Source organism: Enterobacter sp. BIGb0383 (assembly GCF_003751845.1).
Lineage (GTDB): Bacteria > Pseudomonadota > Gammaproteobacteria > Enterobacterales > Enterobacteriaceae > BIGb0383.
Map to the genome: position 1 here is coordinate 1 of NZ_RJKQ01000009.1, position 18,363 is coordinate 18,363.

Sequence of the window (18,363 nt, forward strand, 5' to 3'; positions counted from 1 at the left end):
GAAGGCGGCCGTCATACTCCGTTCTTCAAAGGCTACCGTCCGCAGTTCTACTTCCGTACAACTGACGTGACTGGCACCATCGAACTGCCGGAAGGTGTTGAGATGGTAATGCCGGGCGACAACATCAAAATGGTTGTTACCCTGATCCACCCGATCGCGATGGACGACGGTCTGCGTTTCGCAATCCGTGAAGGCGGCCGTACTGTTGGTGCGGGCGTTGTTGCTAAAGTTATCGCTTAATCGCTGATAACATTTGACGCAATGCGCATGAAAGGGGCATCATTTGATGCCCTTTTTGCACGCTTTCGAACCAGAACCTGGCTCATCAGTGATTTTTTTTGTCATAATCATTGCTGAGACAGGCTCTGAAGAGGGCGTTGAGCTTAAAGCTCAAGTTAGGTTATCTGGTTAGCCTCGCGTATGCGGGGTGATTATATTTGTAGAATTCTTCTGACAGGTTGGTTTATGAGTGCGAATACCGAAGCTCAAGGGAGCGGGCGCGGCCTGGAAGCGATTAAGTGGATCGTTGTTGCTTTACTGCTGGCTGCTGCCATCGGCGGTAACCTTGCCTTTAGCGATATGATACTGCCGCTGCGTGCACTGGCTGTAGTGGCTCTGATCGCTGCTGCAGGCGGTGTCGCGCTGCTTACCGTCAAAGGTAAAGCGACCGTTGCTTTTGCGCGTGAAGCGAGAACTGAAGTGCGTAAGGTTATTTGGCCAACTCGCCAGGAAACCTTGCACACCACGCTGATCGTAGCCGCAGTTACTGCAGTAATGTCCCTGATCCTGTGGGGGCTGGATGGTATTCTGGTCCGCCTGGTCTCCTTTATCACTGGCCTGAGGTTCTGAGATGTCTGAAGCTCCTAAAAAGCGCTGGTACGTCGTTCAGGCGTTTTCCGGTTTTGAAGGCCGCGTAGCCACCTCGCTGCGTGAGCATATCAAATTACACAACATGGAAGAGTTGTTTGGTGAAGTCATGGTTCCGACCGAAGAAGTGGTCGAAATCCGTGGCGGCCAGCGTCGCAAAAGCGAGCGCAAATTCTTCCCGGGTTACGTGCTGGTTCAGATGGTGATGAACGACGCAAGCTGGCACCTGGTGCGCAGCGTACCGCGTGTGATGGGCTTCATTGGCGGTACCTCTGACCGTCCGGCGCCAATCAGCGACAAAGAAGTCGATGCGATCATGAACCGCCTGCAGCAGGTGGGTGATAAGCCGCGGCCGAAAACGATGTTTGAGCCGGGTGAAATGGTTCGCGTTAGCGATGGTCCGTTTGCTGACTTTAACGGCGTGGTTGAAGAAGTGGACTACGAGAAGTCCCGCCTGAAGGTTTCCGTTTCTATCTTCGGTCGTGCGACCCCGGTAGAGCTGGACTTCGGCCAGGTTGAGAAAGCCTAAGTCGACGAGTAAAAAAGCGGCGATTTAACCGTTGCACAGGGCGCGAGATTGGCATACAATTTCGCGCCTTTTGTTTTTATGGGCCTCGCCCATAAAACGTATTTAACCGGGGAGCCTTCGGGCGCTATTACCCAAACGAGGATTTTGCAATGGCTAAGAAAGTACAAGCCTACGTCAAGCTGCAGGTTGCAGCTGGCATGGCTAACCCGAGCCCACCGGTTGGTCCGGCTCTGGGTCAGCAGGGTGTTAACATCATGGAATTCTGTAAAGCATTCAACGCTAAGACAGATTCCCTGGAAAAAGGTCTGCCGATTCCGGTTGTTATTACCGTTTACGCTGACCGTTCTTTCACCTTCGTTACCAAAACGCCTCCGGCAGCAGTTCTGCTGAAGAAAGCGGCTGGTATTAAGTCTGGTTCCGGTAAGCCGAACAAAGACAAAGTAGGTAAAATTTCCCGCGCTCAGCTGCAGGAAATCGCGCAGACCAAAGCTGCCGACATGACGGGTTCTGACATTGAAGCGATGACTCGCTCAATCGAAGGTACTGCACGTTCCATGGGCCTGGTAGTGGAGGATTAAGACATGGCTAAACTGACCAAGCGTATGCGCGTGATCCGTGACAAAGTTGACGTTGCTAAGCAGTACGACATCAACGAAGCCCTTGCTCTGCTGAAAGAGCTGGCCACCGCTAAATTCGTAGAAAGCGTAGACGTTGCCGTTAACCTCGGCATCGACGCACGTAAATCTGACCAGAACGTACGTGGTGCAACTGTACTGCCGCACGGTACTGGCCGTTCCGTTCGCGTAGCCGTATTTGCCCAGGGCCCGAACGCCGAAGCTGCTAAAGCAGCTGGCGCTGAGCTGGTAGGTATGGAAGATCTGGCTGACCAGATCAAGAAAGGCGAAATGAACTTCGACGTTGTTATTGCTTCCCCGGATGCAATGCGCGTTGTTGGCCAGCTGGGCCAGGTTCTGGGTCCGCGTGGCCTGATGCCTAACCCGAAAGTTGGTACTGTAACTCCGAACGTTGCTGAAGCAGTTAAAAATGCTAAAGCAGGTCAGGTTCGTTACCGTAACGACAAAAACGGCATCATCCACACCACCATCGGTAAAGTGGACTTTGACGCTGACAAACTGAAAGAAAACCTGGAATCTCTGCTGGTTGCGCTGAAAAAAGCAAAACCGACTCAGGCGAAAGGCGTGTACATCAAGAAAGTTAGCATCTCCACCACCATGGGTGCAGGTGTTGCAGTTGATCAGGCTGGCCTGAGCGCTTCTGCAAACTAATACCTTTACGTGGGCGGTGGATTTGTCTACAATCTTACCCCCACGTTTGCTAACGAAAGTTAGCAGGTAGAAAGAATTTTCGGTTGGAGCCTGGCCTTATCCAGGCCTCCGTCCAAGACCGCAGGTGTTTCGCAAGAAGCTTAATTTCCTGCGTAGACGGTGACAGAACCTGAAGACATTTTTATAAGTATCTTTGGCTTGTTTCTGCTCACCGTATTAAGACGCTCTTTTCTTTGAGAAGAGTGAAGTGAGTTCCAGGGCATGAGCCCTGGGCAAACATCCAGGAGCAAAGCTAATGGCTTTAAATCTTCAAGACAAACAAGCGATTGTTGCTGAAGTCAGCGAAGTAGCCAAAGGCGCGCTGTCTGCAGTAGTTGCGGATTCCCGTGGCGTGACTGTAGATAAAATGACTGAACTGCGTAAAGCAGGTCGTGAAGCTGGCGTATACATGCGTGTTGTTCGTAACACCCTGCTGCGCCGCGTCGTTGAAGGTACTCCGTTCGAGTGCCTGAAAGACACGTTTGTTGGTCCGACCCTGATTGCATATTCTATGGAACACCCGGGCGCTGCTGCTCGTCTGTTCAAAGATTTCGCGAAAGCGAATGCAAAATTTGAGGTTAAAGCCGCTGCCTTTGAAGGCGAGCTGATCCCGGCGTCTCAGATCGACCGCCTGGCAACTCTGCCGACCTACGAAGAAGCAATTGCACGCCTGATGGCAACCATGAAAGAAGCTTCGGCTGGCAAACTGGTTCGCACTCTGGCTGCTGTTCGCGATGCCAAAGAAGCTGCGTAATCGCAGTTATCTTTGTAAAGCATTTGCTTACGTATAAACTTATTCTGATATTCAGGAACAATTTAAATGTCTATCACTAAAGATCAAATCATTGAAGCAGTTGCAGCTATGTCCGTAATGGACGTTGTAGAACTGATCTCTGCAATGGAAGAAAAATTCGGTGTTTCTGCTGCTGCCGCTGTAGCTGTTGCTGCTGGCCCGGCTGCTGAAGCTGCTGAAGAGAAAACCGAGTTCGACGTTATTCTGAAAGCTGCTGGTGCTAACAAAGTTGCTGTAATCAAAGCAGTACGTAGCGCTACTGGCCTGGGTCTGAAAGAAGCTAAAGACCTGGTAGAATCTGCTCCGGCCGCTCTGAAAGAAGGCGTGAGCAAAGATGACGCTGAAGCTCTGAAAAAATCTCTGGAAGAAGCTGGCGCTGAAGTTGAAGTTAAATAAGCCAACCCTTCCGGTTGCAGCCTGAGAAATTAGGCTGATGGCTGGTGACTTTTTAGTCACCAGCCTTTTTGCGCTGTAGGGCGTCAGTAGCATTTCACACCGTTTGACTGCTGGCTTGCCTTTCAATGTTTGTTTCTATCGACGACTTAATATATTGCGGTACAACGCAACGAAATGATTTAAGAGTGATAGCAACACGCATTGCGGAAAGTGTTCCATTTTCCGGTCAACAAAATGGTGTCGCATAAACTGTCCTCCAATGGACAGAGTGGGTCGACTTGTCAGCGAGCTGAGGAACCCTAATGGTTTACTCCTATACCGAGAAAAAACGTATTCGTAAGGATTTTGGAAAACGTCCGCAAGTGCTGGACATTCCTTATCTCCTTTCTATCCAGCTTGACTCGTTCCAGAAGTTCATCGAGCAAGATCCTGAAGGCCAGTATGGTCTGGAAGCGGCATTCCGTTCCGTATTCCCGATCAAGAGCTACAGCGGTAACTCTGAGCTGCAGTATGTCAGCTACCGTTTGGGTGAGCCGGTCTTTGACGTAACTGAATGTCAGATCCGTGGCGTGACCTATTCGGCACCGCTGCGCGTTAAGCTGCGTCTGGTGATCTACGAGCGCGAAGCGCCGGAAGGCACCGTTAAAGACATCAAAGAACAAGAAGTCTACATGGGCGAAATTCCGCTCATGACCGACAATGGTACCTTTGTTATCAACGGCACCGAGCGTGTTATCGTTTCTCAGCTGCACCGTAGTCCTGGCGTCTTCTTCGACAGCGACAAAGGTAAAACCCACTCTTCGGGTAAAGTGCTGTATAACGCGCGCATCATTCCTTACCGCGGCTCCTGGCTGGATTTCGAGTTCGACCCGAAAGACAACCTGTTCGTGCGTATTGACCGTCGTCGTAAACTGCCGGCGACCATCATTCTGCGCGCGCTGCAATACACCACCGAACAGATCCTCGATATCTTCTTCGACAAAGTGGTGTTTGAAATTCGCGACAACAAGCTGCAGATGGAGCTCGTGCCTGAGCGCCTGCGTGGTGAAACCGCATCTTTCGATATCGAAGCCGACGGCAAAGTGTACGTTGAGAAAGGCCGCCGTATTACCGCGCGCCATATCCGTCAGCTGGAAAAAGACGATATTAAACATATCGAAGTGCCGGTTGAGTACATCGCGGGTAAAGTCTCCTCTAAAGACTACGTTGACGCATCCACGGGCGAACTGATTTGCCCGGCGAACATGGAGCTGTCGCTGGATCTGCTGGCTAAACTGAGCCAGGCAGGTCACAAGCACATCGAAACCCTGTTCACCAACGACCTGGATCACGGTTCGTACATGTCCGAAACCGTACGTGTCGACCCGACCACCGATCGTCTGAGCGCGCTGGTAGAAATCTACCGCATGATGCGCCCGGGCGAGCCGCCGACCCGTGAAGCGGCTGAAAGCCTGTTTGAGAACCTGTTCTTCTCTGAAGACCGCTACGATCTGTCCGCGGTTGGCCGTATGAAGTTCAACCGTTCTCTGCTGCGCGACAGCATTGAAGGTTCCGGTATCCTGAGCAAAGAAGACATCATCGAAGTGATGAAAAAGCTCATCGGTATCCGTAACGGCAAAGGCGAAGTGGACGATATCGACCACCTCGGCAACCGTCGTATCCGTTCCGTTGGCGAAATGGCGGAAAACCAGTTCCGCGTTGGCCTGGTGCGTGTAGAACGTGCGGTGAAAGAGCGTCTGTCTCTGGGCGATCTGGATACCCTGATGCCGCAGGACATGATCAACGCCAAGCCGATTTCGGCGGCGGTGAAAGAGTTCTTCGGTTCCAGCCAGCTGTCCCAGTTTATGGACCAGAACAACCCGCTGTCTGAGATTACGCACAAACGCCGTATCTCTGCACTCGGCCCGGGTGGTCTGACCCGTGAACGCGCAGGCTTTGAAGTTCGAGACGTACACCCGACTCACTACGGTCGCGTATGTCCAATCGAAACGCCTGAAGGTCCGAACATCGGTCTGATCAACTCCCTGTCCGTGTACGCACAGACAAACGAATACGGTTTCCTTGAGACCCCGTATCGTAAAGTGACCGACGGTATCGTGACCGATGAAATCCATTACCTTTCTGCAATCGAAGAAGGTAACTACGTTATTGCTCAGGCGAACACCAACCTGACTGACGAAGGCGGTTTTGCTGAAGATCTGGTTACCTGCCGTAGCAACGGCGAGTCCAGCCTGTTCAGCGCAGACCAGGTTGACTACATGGACGTATCCACCCAGCAGGTGGTTTCCGTCGGTGCGTCCCTGATCCCGTTCCTGGAACACGATGACGCCAACCGTGCCCTGATGGGTGCGAACATGCAACGTCAGGCGGTTCCGACCCTGCGCGCTGATAAGCCGCTGGTTGGTACCGGTATGGAACGTGCTGTTGCCGTTGACTCCGGTGTTACTGCAGTGGCTAAGCGTGGCGGTACCGTTCAGTACGTTGATGCTTCCCGTATCGTTATCAAAGTTAACGAAGACGAGATGCACGCGGGCGAAGCGGGTATCGACATCTATAACCTGACCAAATACACCCGTTCTAACCAGAACACCTGTATCAACCAGATGCCGTGTGTGTCTCTGGGTGAGCCAATTGAGCGCGGCGACGTGCTGGCAGATGGTCCGTCCACCGACCTCGGTGAGCTGGCGCTCGGTCAGAACATGCGCGTAGCGTTCATGCCGTGGAATGGTTACAACTTCGAAGACTCCATCCTCGTCTCCGAGCGTGTGGTTCAGGAAGATCGTTTCACCACGATTCATATCCAGGAACTGGCGTGTGTGTCCCGTGACACCAAGCTGGGGCCGGAAGAGATCACCGCTGACATCCCGAACGTGGGTGAAGCTGCGCTCTCCAAATTGGATGAATCCGGTATCGTTTACATCGGTGCAGAAGTGACCGGCGGCGACATTCTGGTTGGTAAGGTAACGCCGAAAGGTGAAACCCAGCTGACGCCAGAAGAGAAACTGCTGCGTGCGATCTTCGGTGAGAAAGCGTCTGACGTTAAAGACTCTTCTCTGCGCGTACCTAACGGTGTGTCCGGTACGATCATCGACGTTCAGGTCTTCACCCGCGATGGCGTGGAAAAAGACAAACGTGCGCTGGAAATCGAAGAGATGCAGCTCAAACAGGCTAAGAAAGACCTGTCTGAAGAACTGCAGATCCTCGAAGCTGGCCTGTTTGGTCGTATCTACGCGGTGCTGGTTGCCGGTGGTGTTGAAGCTGAGAAGCTCGACAAGCTGCCGCGCGATCGCTGGCTGGAACTGGGCCTGACCGACGAAGAGAAACAGAATCAGCTGGAACAGCTGGCTGAGCAGTATGACGAGCTGAAACACGAGTTCGAGAAAAAACTCGAAGCGAAACGCCGCAAAATCACTCAGGGCGACGATCTGGCACCGGGCGTGCTGAAGATTGTGAAAGTGTATCTGGCCGTTAAACGTCAGATTCAGCCTGGTGACAAAATGGCGGGTCGTCACGGTAACAAGGGTGTTATCTCTAAGATCAACCCGATCGAAGACATGCCTTACGATGAAAACGGCACGCCGGTAGACATCGTACTGAACCCGCTGGGCGTACCGTCTCGTATGAACATCGGTCAGATTCTGGAAACCCACCTGGGTATGGCTGCGAAAGGTATCGGCGATAAGATCAACGCCATGCTGAAACAGCAGCAGGAAGTCGCCAAACTGCGCGAGTTCATCCAGCGTGCGTATGATCTGGGCTCTGATGTTCGTCAGAAAGTCGACCTGAACACCTTCAGCGATGAAGAAGTCCTGCGTCTGGCTGAGAACCTGAAAAAAGGTATGCCTATCGCAACGCCGGTATTCGACGGTGCGAAAGAGTCTGAAATCAAGGAACTGTTACAGCTGGGTGGCCTGCCGACTTCCGGTCAGATCACACTGTTCGACGGTCGTACCGGTGAGCAATTCGAGCGCCAGGTTACCGTTGGCTACATGTATATGCTGAAACTGAACCACCTGGTTGATGACAAAATGCATGCGCGTTCTACCGGTTCTTACAGCCTGGTTACTCAGCAGCCGCTGGGTGGTAAGGCGCAGTTCGGTGGTCAGCGCTTCGGGGAGATGGAAGTGTGGGCGCTGGAAGCATACGGCGCGGCATACACCCTGCAGGAAATGCTCACCGTTAAGTCTGATGACGTCAACGGTCGTACCAAGATGTATAAAAACATCGTGGACGGCAACCATCAGATGGAACCGGGCATGCCAGAGTCCTTCAACGTACTGTTGAAAGAGATTCGTTCGCTGGGTATCAACATCGAACTGGAAGACGAGTAACTCTCGCTCAAACAGGTCACTGGTGCCGGGGTGATACCCGGCGCCAGATTGTGCTAACTCCGACGGGAGCAAATCCGTGAAAGACTTACTAAAGTTTCTGAAAGCGCAAACTAAAACCGAAGAGTTTGATGCGATCAAAATTGCTCTGGCCTCGCCAGACATGATCCGTTCATGGTCTTTCGGTGAAGTTAAAAAGCCGGAAACCATTAACTACCGTACGTTCAAACCTGAGCGTGACGGTCTGTTCTGCGCCCGTATCTTTGGGCCGGTAAAAGACTACGAGTGCCTGTGCGGTAAGTACAAGCGCCTGAAACACCGTGGTGTTATTTGTGAGAAGTGCGGCGTTGAAGTGACCCAGACCAAAGTGCGTCGTGAGCGCATGGGCCACATCGAGCTGGCGTCTCCGACTGCCCACATCTGGTTCCTGAAATCTCTGCCGTCCCGTATCGGCCTGCTGCTGGATATGCCGCTGCGTGATATCGAACGCGTACTGTACTTCGAATCCTATGTGGTAATCGAAGGCGGGATGACCAACCTGGAACGTAATCAGATCCTGACTGAAGAGCAGTATCTGGATGCGCTGGAAGAGTTCGGTGACGAATTCGACGCCAAGATGGGTGCGGAAGCGATCCAGGCTCTGCTGAAGAGCATGGACCTGGAGCAGGAATGCGAGCAGCTGCGCGAAGAGCTGAACGAAACCAACTCCGAAACCAAGCGTAAGAAGCTGACCAAGCGTATCAAACTGCTTGAAGCTTTCGTTCAGTCTGGCAACAAGCCGGAGTGGATGATCCTGACCGTTCTGCCGGTTCTGCCGCCAGATCTGCGTCCGCTGGTTCCGCTGGATGGTGGTCGTTTCGCAACGTCGGATCTGAACGATCTGTACCGTCGCGTGATCAACCGTAACAACCGTCTGAAACGTCTGCTGGATCTGGCTGCGCCGGATATCATCGTACGTAACGAAAAACGTATGCTGCAGGAAGCGGTAGATGCCCTGCTGGATAACGGTCGTCGCGGTCGTGCGATCACCGGTTCTAACAAGCGTCCGCTGAAATCTTTGGCCGATATGATCAAAGGTAAGCAGGGTCGTTTCCGTCAGAACCTGCTCGGTAAGCGTGTTGACTACTCCGGTCGTTCTGTAATCACCGTAGGTCCATACCTGCGTCTGCATCAGTGCGGTCTGCCGAAGAAAATGGCGCTGGAGCTGTTCAAACCGTTCATCTACGGCAAGCTGGAACTGCGTGGCCTGGCCACCACCATCAAAGCCGCTAAGAAAATGGTTGAGCGCGAAGAAGCTGTCGTCTGGGATATCCTGGATGAAGTGATCCGCGAACACCCGGTACTGCTGAACCGTGCACCAACACTGCACCGTCTGGGTATCCAGGCATTTGAGCCAGTACTGATCGAAGGTAAAGCTATCCAGCTGCACCCGCTGGTTTGTGCGGCCTATAACGCCGACTTCGATGGTGACCAGATGGCTGTTCACGTACCGCTGACGCTGGAAGCCCAGCTCGAAGCGCGTGCGCTGATGATGTCTACCAACAACATCCTGTCCCCGGCGAACGGCGAACCTATCATCGTTCCGTCTCAGGACGTTGTACTGGGTCTGTACTACATGACCCGTGACTGTGTTAACGCCAAAGGCGAAGGCATGGTGCTGACTGGCCCGAAAGAAGCCGAGCGTATTTATCGCGCTGGCCTGGCCTCTCTGCATGCGCGCGTTAAAGTGCGTATCACCGAATATGAAAAAGATGAAAACGGCGAGTTCGTTGCGGTTACCAGCCTGAAAGACACGACCGTTGGCCGTGCGATTCTGTGGATGATCGTACCGAAAGGTCTGCCTTTCTCCATCGTCAACCAGGCGCTGGGCAAGAAAGCGATCTCCAAAATGCTGAACACCTGTTACCGCATTCTGGGTCTGAAACCGACCGTTATCTTCGCGGACCAGACGATGTACACCGGCTTTGCTTATGCAGCGCGTTCAGGTGCATCCGTTGGTATCGATGACATGGTCATCCCGGAGAAGAAACACGAGATCATCTCTGAAGCGGAAGCGGAAGTTGCTGAGATCCAGGAGCAGTTCCAGTCTGGTCTGGTAACCGCCGGCGAACGCTACAACAAAGTCATCGATATCTGGGCCGCGGCGAACGATCGCGTTTCCAAAGCGATGATGGATAACCTGCAGACTGAAACCGTTATTAACCGTGACGGCGTTGAAGAGCAGCAGGTTTCCTTTAACAGCATCTACATGATGGCCGACTCCGGTGCGCGTGGTTCTGCAGCCCAGATTCGTCAGCTTGCTGGTATGCGTGGTCTGATGGCGAAGCCGGATGGCTCCATCATCGAAACGCCGATCACCGCGAACTTCCGTGAAGGTCTGAACGTACTCCAGTACTTCATCTCCACGCACGGTGCGCGTAAAGGTCTGGCGGATACCGCACTGAAAACGGCGAACTCCGGTTACCTGACTCGTCGTCTGGTAGACGTTGCGCAGGATCTGGTCGTGACCGAAGACGACTGTGGCACCCTCGAAGGTATCACCATGACCCCGGTTATCGAGGGTGGTGATGTTAAAGAGCCGCTGCGCGATCGTGTTCTGGGTCGTGTGACCGCTGAAGATATTCTGAAGCCGGGCACCGCAGACATTCTGGTTCCGCGTAACACCCTGCTGCACGAGCACTGGTGTGATCTGCTGGAAGCGAACTCTGTTGACTCCGTCAAAGTGCGTTCCGTTGTATCCTGTGACACCGACTTTGGTGTGTGTGCGCACTGCTACGGTCGTGACCTGGCGCGTGGCCACATCATCAACAAAGGTGAAGCCATCGGCGTTATCGCGGCACAGTCCATCGGTGAGCCGGGTACACAGCTGACGATGCGTACGTTCCACATCGGTGGTGCGGCATCTCGTGCGGCTGCTGAATCCAGCATCCAGGTGAAAAACAAAGGTAGCATCAAGCTCAGCAACGCGAAGTCGGTTGTGAACTCCAGCGGTAAGCTGGTGGTGACCTCCCGTAACACCGAGCTGAAACTGATCGACGAATTCGGTCGTACCAAAGAGAGCTATAAAGTGCCTTACGGTGCGGTAATGGGCAAAGGTGATGGTGAGCAGGTTGCAGGCGGCGAAACCGTAGCAAACTGGGATCCGCATACCATGCCGGTTATCACCGAAGTGGCTGGTTTCATCCGCTTCACCGATATGATCGACGGCCAGACGATTACTCGTCAGACCGACGAACTGACCGGTCTCTCTTCGCTGGTGGTTCTGGATTCTGCAGAACGTACTGCGGGTGGTAAAGACCTGCGTCCGGCACTGAAAATCGTTGATGCTAACGGTAACGATGTTCTGATCCCAGGTACCGATATGCCTGCTCAGTACTTCCTGCCAGGTAAAGCGATTGTTCAGCTGGAAGATGGTATCCAGATCGGTGCGGGTGATGCTCTGGCGCGTATTCCGCAGGAATCCAGCGGTACCAAAGATATCACCGGTGGTCTGCCACGCGTTGCTGACCTGTTTGAAGCCCGTCGTCCGAAAGAGCCTGCAATCCTGGCGGAAATCACCGGCATCATTTCCTTCGGTAAAGAAACCAAAGGGAAACGTCGTCTGGTTATCACTCCGTTAGACGGTAGCGAGCCGTACGAAGAGATGATTCCGAAATGGCGTCAGCTCAACGTGTTCGAAGGCGAGCGTGTTGAACGTGGTGACGTGGTTTCTGACGGTCCGGAAGCGCCGCACGACATTCTGCGTCTGCGTGGTGTGCATGCTGTTACCCGTTACATCACTAACGAAGTGCAGGACGTTTACCGTCTGCAGGGCGTTAAGATTAACGATAAGCACATCGAAGTTATCGTTCGTCAGATGCTGCGTAAAGCAACCATCGCCAGCGCAGGTAGCTCCGACTTCCTGGAAGGCGAGCAGGTCGAATACTCTCGCGTCAAGATTGCTAACCGCGATCTGGAAACGAATGGCAAAGTTGCAGCAACCTATGCTCGCGACCTGCTGGGTATCACCAAAGCGTCTCTGGCAACCGAGTCCTTCATCTCTGCAGCATCCTTCCAGGAGACCACGCGTGTCCTGACCGAAGCTGCCGTTGCAGGTAAACGTGATGAACTGCGCGGTCTGAAAGAGAACGTTATCGTGGGTCGTCTGATCCCGGCCGGTACCGGTTATGCGTACCACCAGGATCGTATCCGTCGTCGTGCTGCTGGCGAAGCGCCAGCAGCACCTCAGGTTACTGCTGAAGATGCGTCTGCCAGCCTGGCAGAACTGCTGAACGCAGGTCTGGGCGGTTCCGACAACGAGTAATCGTTCTGCGTAATAAAAACCCGCTTCGGCGGGTTTTTTTATGTCTGTAATCTGCCAAAAAAGGTCCTCGATCGCGTTTCAGGACGCGTGAACCGGGCGATCGTGACCAGAATGCGTCTCTGTTAATTCACCGGAGACTATCATGCTACGACGCTTATCTTTCTTACTTCTCAGCTTCCTCTTTAGCGCAACAACCTGGGCCGACACGGCTTTTCGCCAGCTGAGCATCAACGAGGAGGGCTCTCGTCCTCTCAATATTGCCGTCTGGTATCCCACCGCCGAAACCGGCAGTCCGGAAAAGGTGGGCGATAATATTGTGTTTTATGGCACCTCCGCGCTGCGTGAGGCGAAGCCAGAAGCGGGCGTACATCCGCTGCTTCTGCTGTCTCACGGCTATGGTGGCAACTGGCGAAATCTGAACTGGCTGGCATCCGCCATGGCGGCTCAGGGCTACATCGTGGCGGCGGTCGATCATCCCGGCACCACCACACTGAATAAAAACCCGGAGGATGCGAAGCAGCTCTGGCGACGCCCGCAGGATCTCCAGTGGGTGATGGCGACAATTCTCGCGACGCCATCTCTTGCCGGACAGGTTGATACGCAGCGAATCGCCGCCGCCGGGCACTCTCTTGGCGGCTGGACGGTGCTGGAACTGGCGGGAGCACGCTTTGACGCGGAACGCTTCCAGACCGATTGCCGGGCACATGCGGGGCTGTCAGCCTGTAAGCTAATTCAGACACTGGGTATTAATCACGCCGCTGAACGGCTTGCGGCAAACGCACGCGAACCGAAAATCAAGGCCGTTGTGTCACTCGATCTGGGCCTGGCCCGCGGTTTCACGCCCGAATCGCTTTCACAGATTGCGATCCCGACGCTGATTATGGCGGCACAGGCGGATAGCGACGAATTACCCGCGAAGCTGGAATCCGGCTATCTGGCAGAGCATATCCCTGCTGCCGTAAGGCGCGATCGGAGTGTGGAAGGGGCTACCCACTTTAGCTTTATGCAGCTGTGCAAACCCGGTGCGGGCGCGCTAATTGCCGAAAAAGATCCGGGTGATGAGATTGTCTGCCAGGATGGCGGCACCCTGAGCAGGGCCGATATTCATCGCCAGCTCGCCCAGGATATCAGCGTCTTTCTCAATCAGGCACTGGATTTTCAGCCGCAGCACGGCGGTAATCCGTCGGACTCACCCCGCTGATACGCAAAAACTCGCGATGGAAATTTGATTTGGTGGCAAACCCCGCCTCCAGCATGATTTCCGTCACCGGCAGAGGAGTGCTGCGTAACAGCCGCCGGGCGTAGTCAATACGAAAGCCATTGATCCACTGCGAGACATTGCAGCCGCGCGTCAGATTCACCGCTTTTGAAATCTGGCGTGCGGGGATCCCGGCTTTTCTCGCCAGCGCATTCAGCGTCAGATCCGGATTGAGAAACAGCTGCTGTTCGCTTATCAGCATTTCGATCCGCTGATAAGTAGCAGCATATTCTTCGCTATCGCTCTCCTTAAGGTCTTCGGGTGGCGATACTGAATCCTCAGCAGGAAGCGGTGGACGACTGCTGCAGACAATGGCAAAACAGATAAAGGGGAGCAGGATGGCCTGCGAGATCGCGACCAGCTGCGGCGCCTGCTGACCCTGATAAAAATGAAAGTCGAGGGCGATGACCAGATCGGTCAGCCCGGAAAAACACAGGAAGCCGCCGGCGATAAAAGCGAGTAAGGATGTTGTGCGGGTATCGCTTAGCCGCGTGAAGATAAAGCGATCCCCGCCCTGACGCGCCGTTCGGATTAGCGCCGAGCCATAGCCGATATAGAGCAGCATCAGTACGGCATCGGTGGTGGCCGGGGCGATAAGATTCAGGGCGAGAGCGAGGGTTGGCGGTACCACAAAGGCGGCCATTTTTTGCCGGAAGCGCTGCCCTGTAAAGCAGGCAAAGCAGTGCCAGGCCAGGGGCGGAAGAACGATAGCCACGATGGACTGTAGCTGGCGCAGCAGAATATGATCGAACTGCCAGCGCAGAGCCGACATCAGCACCAGCAGCGAACACCCCACAATAAAAGTGGCGCTGCTGCGATAGCCTGCAGGGCGTTGCAGGCAAATCTTGAGCAGTAAAATCAGCAGAATGGATAAGGTGTACCAGGGGAAGGGAATAGCCGGCATGGAATACCTGTACGGAAAAGAACAGCTCACAGGGGAATGTTGTGCCACAAAACGGTGTGAAACACACGTCCGGAATACAGAAATAAAAAAGCCACCTCCGGGGAGGTGGCTTGCAGGGATAGCGAAATTAGAACAGCTTACGCAGACGCAGGCTGACGGACTGGTTGGTGTAGTCCTGTGCCGCGCTGATATCGTAGTAGGCGCTGATGCTGGTGGTGTCAGACTGCAGCAGAGTCGCACCGACGTTAACATCTACGCTGTCTTTTTCAGGCGTGCTGCCCTGGGAGACAAAGCGGGTATCATTCACGGAAGCCGCATAGCTTGCAGTAACGTCATTGGCTTTGTTGTCATACTGATGGCCCCACAGCACCTGAATGTAAGGCACGACATCGCCCCACGGTGTTGCCTGAGTCGTTTCCAGTTTTGCACCCAGACCCGACTTCAGCGTATCGCTGTGCGAACGCTCTATGCGTAATGCTGCACCGTTGCCGTTAGTTTCGGTATAGCCGTCCTGACGCATATAGCTATAGCTCAGGGTTGCCAGCGGGGTCAGGTTTGTCGTCTGGGTTAACGCCAGCGGGTAACCGAACTCACCTTTCAGCGCATACTGCTGGCCGGAGAATTTACCGTTAGCAATGCCGGAGTAACCGGTGAAATCAATCTGGCGCTGAGTGCGATAATCCTGGTTTACCGCCGTTGCATACAGACTGCTGTACCAGTCCTGTGCTTTATAAGACGCATAGGCGGTCAGACCCCAGGAGTTCACGTAGGCGTTAGAACCTGACGCGTTATCCTGACCTTTGACGTTGGTGGAGGTGTAGCTGACTGCACCACCCAGCAAGATTTCATCGGTGATATTGCGGTCGGCACCGATGACAAGGCCGGTATAGTTGGCTTTATAACCGGAGATCTTGTCCGTTGTACCCTGGTTGACCCAGCCGTTAAAGACCTGGCCCCAGACCGCGCTATCTTCTGCCGCATCACCCGCTGCGATGCCGCTCTGCCCGCCGTTGTTTCGTGCCAGCTGTACGGAGGCAACGCGTGCGCCGACGACATTCAGCATATCGAAGGTAGTGGTGCTGACGGCGGTGCGTGCGTTCAGAGACTGACCCGGAGAGAGCTGCTCTCCGGCTTTGTTCGCTTCGGCGGTGGAGCCAATCGCCAGGGAGGCGTTATACAGATTCAGCAGGCCCGCATCCTTCACGCCGCTGTATTTCTGCAGACCGGCCAGGGAAGAGGTGGCGTTAGGCTGAGTCGGAAGCGGCTTCTTACCGCCGGTGTTATCCTTAACATCAGGATTCGGGTTGTTACCTTCGGAACCGCCGGTGTTATCCTTAACATCAGGATTCGGGTTGTTACCTTCGGAACCGCCGCTGTTATCCTCAATATCAGGGTTCGGGTTGTTACCTTCGGAACCGCCGTTGTTATCCTCAACATCAGGGTTCGGGTTGTTACCTTCGGAACCGCCGTTTGAATTTTCCTGATCCGGGCCTAATTGTACGACCAGCATCTGGCTCTCATTATCCGTAACGGCCGTCCCTTTAATCAGGCCATTCCAGGACGTGGCGGAGTAGTGAAGCGTTGTTTCGTTGTAATTTGTATGCGCCCCATCGGTGGCGAGGACCACAACGTAGCGCTGACCCGTCGCAAATGCGTAGCCCTGGCTGACCAGATTAACGGTGGAGCTCGGCGCGATTGTCGCCGAACCGAGAACACGTAGCTGGCCATATCCACGATCCTGACCGTAGACCCCGCCAGTGATGGCGTCGCTGGAAACGTACAGGTTCAGAGAGGCATCGCCAGACTGATAATATTCTCCACGGATCTCAATCGGGTTAGCGATATACAGGTTGCCGCGCTCGTTATATACCCCGCCGGCCTCAACGTTAACATGATTGTTTAACAGCTGGTTGCCCGAGACGAAGGACAAACTGCCTGACTGGATAGTGATATTACCGACTTCCAGCGTGGAAGGCGTCGAACCGGCTCCCGTCAGGACGCCGATCCTATCGTCAGCCCCGCCTGCGATCTCCAGTCCCTGCCCAGTGAAGATGGTAATATCGCCAGCGATAGTGCCGCTATTGGTGAGTAACCCCATCGTGGAGGGATTCCAGTTAACCAGCACGGGCGTTCCAAAACCGGCGCCCTGGATCGTACCGTAGTTGTTAATGGCGGAAAGAGTGCCGCCCTGAGCATTACTGATAAGATTTCCACCGGTCGTGGTCATCGTTCCATAGTTATTGAGCTCATTGATGGTGCCGTTGTTATAAACCCCGTAGCCGCCAACCGTGATAGTGCCCAAGTTGTTCAGCTTACCGATGATACCCATGTTACGAATACCCTGACTGCCCGTAACGCTTCCTTCCGGCGTTATCTCAACCACATCGTAATGAGTACTCTGTGGGAAAAACACAGCGCTTTCATTGGCGTCGATATAACGTGTATCAAGCCCTCCGGCAAATATCACAGGTGAATAAGTCACCCCTAATGCCGCAATAACCGCCAGCATCGTGGGCTTAAGAGTGAAAGCACGCTTCATCATAAACTTCTCCGAATTATTATAAATAACCGACCTGGTGCCGGTCTTATTGGCCACAGCCTGGTGCGATAGTGAGTAATGTCGGCCACGGGGTTTCCCATGGCCCGCGATGCGTCATTGCCGGAATGCTCATGGCTCTGGCACATCGGCCTCCCACGCTGCGGACAAATCGCTGTGCGACCGCAGGTGAGATGATGGCGTCAGATTCACCGCTAAAATGAATCTGAGGAATGGCTGCCGTTTTTACCGCTGTTTCAATCGGGTTCAGCGAGTCCGGCATCGGCGAGACGCGGTGCTGCTGATTTACCCAGGCGATATCCAGATAGCCTGCGACGGTGCGCAGGGAAACCACATCCTGGCGCTTTGCCGCCAGCAGGGCAGCAACGGTTCCACCGCCGGAGTAGCCCGTCAGCGCGATTTTTTTCGTGCCGCTGTGCTGCAAAATCCTGTCTATCGCCTGCGACATCGAGTCAATAATTTCCGGCGCAAAGCGTTTATCGGTCCAGTAGGTTTGCTGGCAGCGAAGGTTATCTCCGGCACCGACAAACTGGCACGGACGTGCCAGCCAGACGACATTCTTTGCCGGATCGCGGGCGGCAAGGTAGAGGGCCACCGGCTCTGATGGCGTGGGATCGCTGGACGGTTGAGTGCGTGAAATCCATGCCCGCCCGTCGCCTTCGATATAGACGTTTACCGGCAGTGCGGGATCGGCGATCCGCTGAAAGCTTTGATAGCTAAACAGGGATGTCGTGACGATCTGCTCTCTTAGTCCAGCGCTGGCGGCAATGACTGCGGCCTTCTCTTTTCCGGAAGCCGCACAGCCAACAAGTAAAATAACCGGGCAAAAAAGCGCGAGTCTAAAAATTACGCGCAGCAAAGCTCTCATAACTCGTTGGTTACCTTACTTTTTCATTGGTTATCGCCGCGCGGGTGCCGGCGTATTAACTATAACGGCAGCAACAGAGAAATACTTTAGCGCTAAATTTGAATTAAATTTTTTCATTAATAATGCGCTGTTAGTTATTAATAAATATGATTTTCTTTTATTAAAACGTAGTTTAGTCAGTTTTTTTATTTTAATTGTTCAGTTAAATCAATTGGTTATTTTATCTGGGTCGTTT

Annotated in this window: 12 protein-coding genes and 1 pseudogene; 10 read left to right on the forward strand and 3 right to left on the reverse strand. The window is 53.8% G+C overall.

Going from position 1 to position 18,363, the window contains the following annotated elements:
• The 10 genes and pseudogenes from tuf to EDF81_RS23365 form a co-directional block, all read left to right on the forward strand.
• Positions 1-240, forward strand: a pseudogene (gene tuf / locus EDF81_RS23320) (elongation factor Tu); the annotation flags it as partial.
• Between the two features lie 225 nt (positions 241-465).
• A complete protein-coding gene (secE, locus tag EDF81_RS23325; protein ID WP_123350554.1) occupies positions 466-849 on the forward strand; it encodes a preprotein translocase subunit SecE in 384 nt (127 codons plus the stop codon).
• Position 850: 1 nt separating this feature from the next.
• A complete protein-coding gene (nusG, locus tag EDF81_RS23330) occupies positions 851-1,396 on the forward strand; it encodes a transcription termination/antitermination protein NusG (protein WP_123350555.1) in 546 nt (181 codons plus the stop codon).
• A gap of 149 nt (positions 1,397-1,545) precedes the next feature.
• Positions 1,546-1,974, forward strand: a complete 429-nt coding sequence (rplK, locus tag EDF81_RS23335; protein ID WP_123350556.1) for a 50S ribosomal protein L11 — start codon at positions 1,546-1,548, stop codon at positions 1,972-1,974.
• 3 nt (positions 1,975-1,977) lie between these two features.
• On the forward strand, positions 1,978-2,682 hold the full coding sequence (gene rplA / locus EDF81_RS23340; protein WP_123350557.1) for a 50S ribosomal protein L1: 705 nt from the start codon (positions 1,978-1,980) through the stop codon (positions 2,680-2,682).
• A 295-nt stretch (positions 2,683-2,977) separates the two neighbouring features.
• Positions 2,978-3,475: a 50S ribosomal protein L10 gene (gene rplJ, locus EDF81_RS23345; protein WP_004109731.1), complete on the forward strand. Its 498-nt coding sequence runs from the start codon at positions 2,978-2,980 to the stop codon at positions 3,473-3,475.
• A gap of 66 nt (positions 3,476-3,541) precedes the next feature.
• The gene (gene rplL, locus EDF81_RS23350) at positions 3,542-3,910 is read left to right on the forward strand and encodes a 50S ribosomal protein L7/L12 (protein ID WP_039054695.1); all 369 of its coding nucleotides are present in this window, start codon (positions 3,542-3,544) and stop codon (positions 3,908-3,910) included.
• A gap of 302 nt (positions 3,911-4,212) precedes the next feature.
• Positions 4,213-8,241 (forward strand): DNA-directed RNA polymerase subunit beta, encoded by a 4,029-nt coding sequence (gene rpoB, locus EDF81_RS23355; protein ID WP_123350558.1) that lies wholly within the window; start codon positions 4,213-4,215, stop codon positions 8,239-8,241.
• A gap of 76 nt (positions 8,242-8,317) precedes the next feature.
• Positions 8,318-12,541, forward strand: a complete 4,224-nt coding sequence (gene rpoC / locus EDF81_RS23360; protein ID WP_123350559.1) for a DNA-directed RNA polymerase subunit beta' — start codon at positions 8,318-8,320, stop codon at positions 12,539-12,541.
• A gap of 142 nt (positions 12,542-12,683) precedes the next feature.
• Positions 12,684-13,742, forward strand: coding sequence for a prolyl oligopeptidase family serine peptidase (locus EDF81_RS23365; RefSeq protein ID WP_123350560.1), 1,059 nt, complete (start codon positions 12,684-12,686; stop codon positions 13,740-13,742).
• Here the strand turns inward: EDF81_RS23365 and EDF81_RS23370 are convergent.
• From EDF81_RS23370 to EDF81_RS23380, 3 genes are all read right to left on the reverse strand, one after another.
• Positions 13,681-14,703, reverse strand: a complete 1,023-nt coding sequence (locus EDF81_RS23370) for an AraC family transcriptional regulator (protein ID WP_123350561.1) — start codon at positions 14,701-14,703, stop codon at positions 13,681-13,683. The two genes, EDF81_RS23365 and EDF81_RS23370, sit on opposite strands and share 62 nt — an antisense overlap.
• A gap of 127 nt (positions 14,704-14,830) precedes the next feature.
• Positions 14,831-17,245 (reverse strand): autotransporter outer membrane beta-barrel domain-containing protein, encoded by a 2,415-nt coding sequence (locus EDF81_RS23375; RefSeq protein ID WP_148049953.1) that lies wholly within the window; start codon positions 17,243-17,245, stop codon positions 14,831-14,833.
• Positions 17,246-17,288: 43 nt separating this feature from the next.
• Positions 17,289-18,128, reverse strand: a complete 840-nt coding sequence (locus tag EDF81_RS23380) for an alpha/beta fold hydrolase (RefSeq protein ID WP_123350564.1) — start codon at positions 18,126-18,128, stop codon at positions 17,289-17,291.
• Positions 18,129-18,363 lie beyond the last annotated feature (235 nt).

Coding starts and splice junctions, on each gene's coding strand:
- rplA (WP_123350557.1), top strand. CDS start 1,978: ATGGCTAAACTGACCAAGCGTATGCGCGTGATCCGTGACAAAGTTGAC.
- secE (WP_123350554.1), top strand. CDS start 466: ATGAGTGCGAATACCGAAGCTCAAGGGAGCGGGCGCGGCCTGGAAGCG.
- rplL (WP_039054695.1), top strand. CDS start 3,542: ATGTCTATCACTAAAGATCAAATCATTGAAGCAGTTGCAGCTATGTCC.
- rpoB (WP_123350558.1), top strand. CDS start 4,213: ATGGTTTACTCCTATACCGAGAAAAAACGTATTCGTAAGGATTTTGGA.
- EDF81_RS23365 (WP_123350560.1), top strand. CDS start 12,684: ATGCTACGACGCTTATCTTTCTTACTTCTCAGCTTCCTCTTTAGCGCA.
- EDF81_RS23370 (WP_123350561.1), bottom strand. CDS start 14,703: ATGCCGGCTATTCCCTTCCCCTGGTACACCTTATCCATTCTGCTGATT.
- rplJ (WP_004109731.1), top strand. CDS start 2,978: ATGGCTTTAAATCTTCAAGACAAACAAGCGATTGTTGCTGAAGTCAGC.
- nusG (WP_123350555.1), top strand. CDS start 851: ATGTCTGAAGCTCCTAAAAAGCGCTGGTACGTCGTTCAGGCGTTTTCC.
- EDF81_RS23380 (WP_123350564.1), bottom strand. CDS start 18,128: ATGAGAGCTTTGCTGCGCGTAATTTTTAGACTCGCGCTTTTTTGCCCG.
- rplK (WP_123350556.1), top strand. CDS start 1,546: ATGGCTAAGAAAGTACAAGCCTACGTCAAGCTGCAGGTTGCAGCTGGC.
- EDF81_RS23375 (WP_148049953.1), bottom strand. CDS start 17,245: ATGATGAAGCGTGCTTTCACTCTTAAGCCCACGATGCTGGCGGTTATT.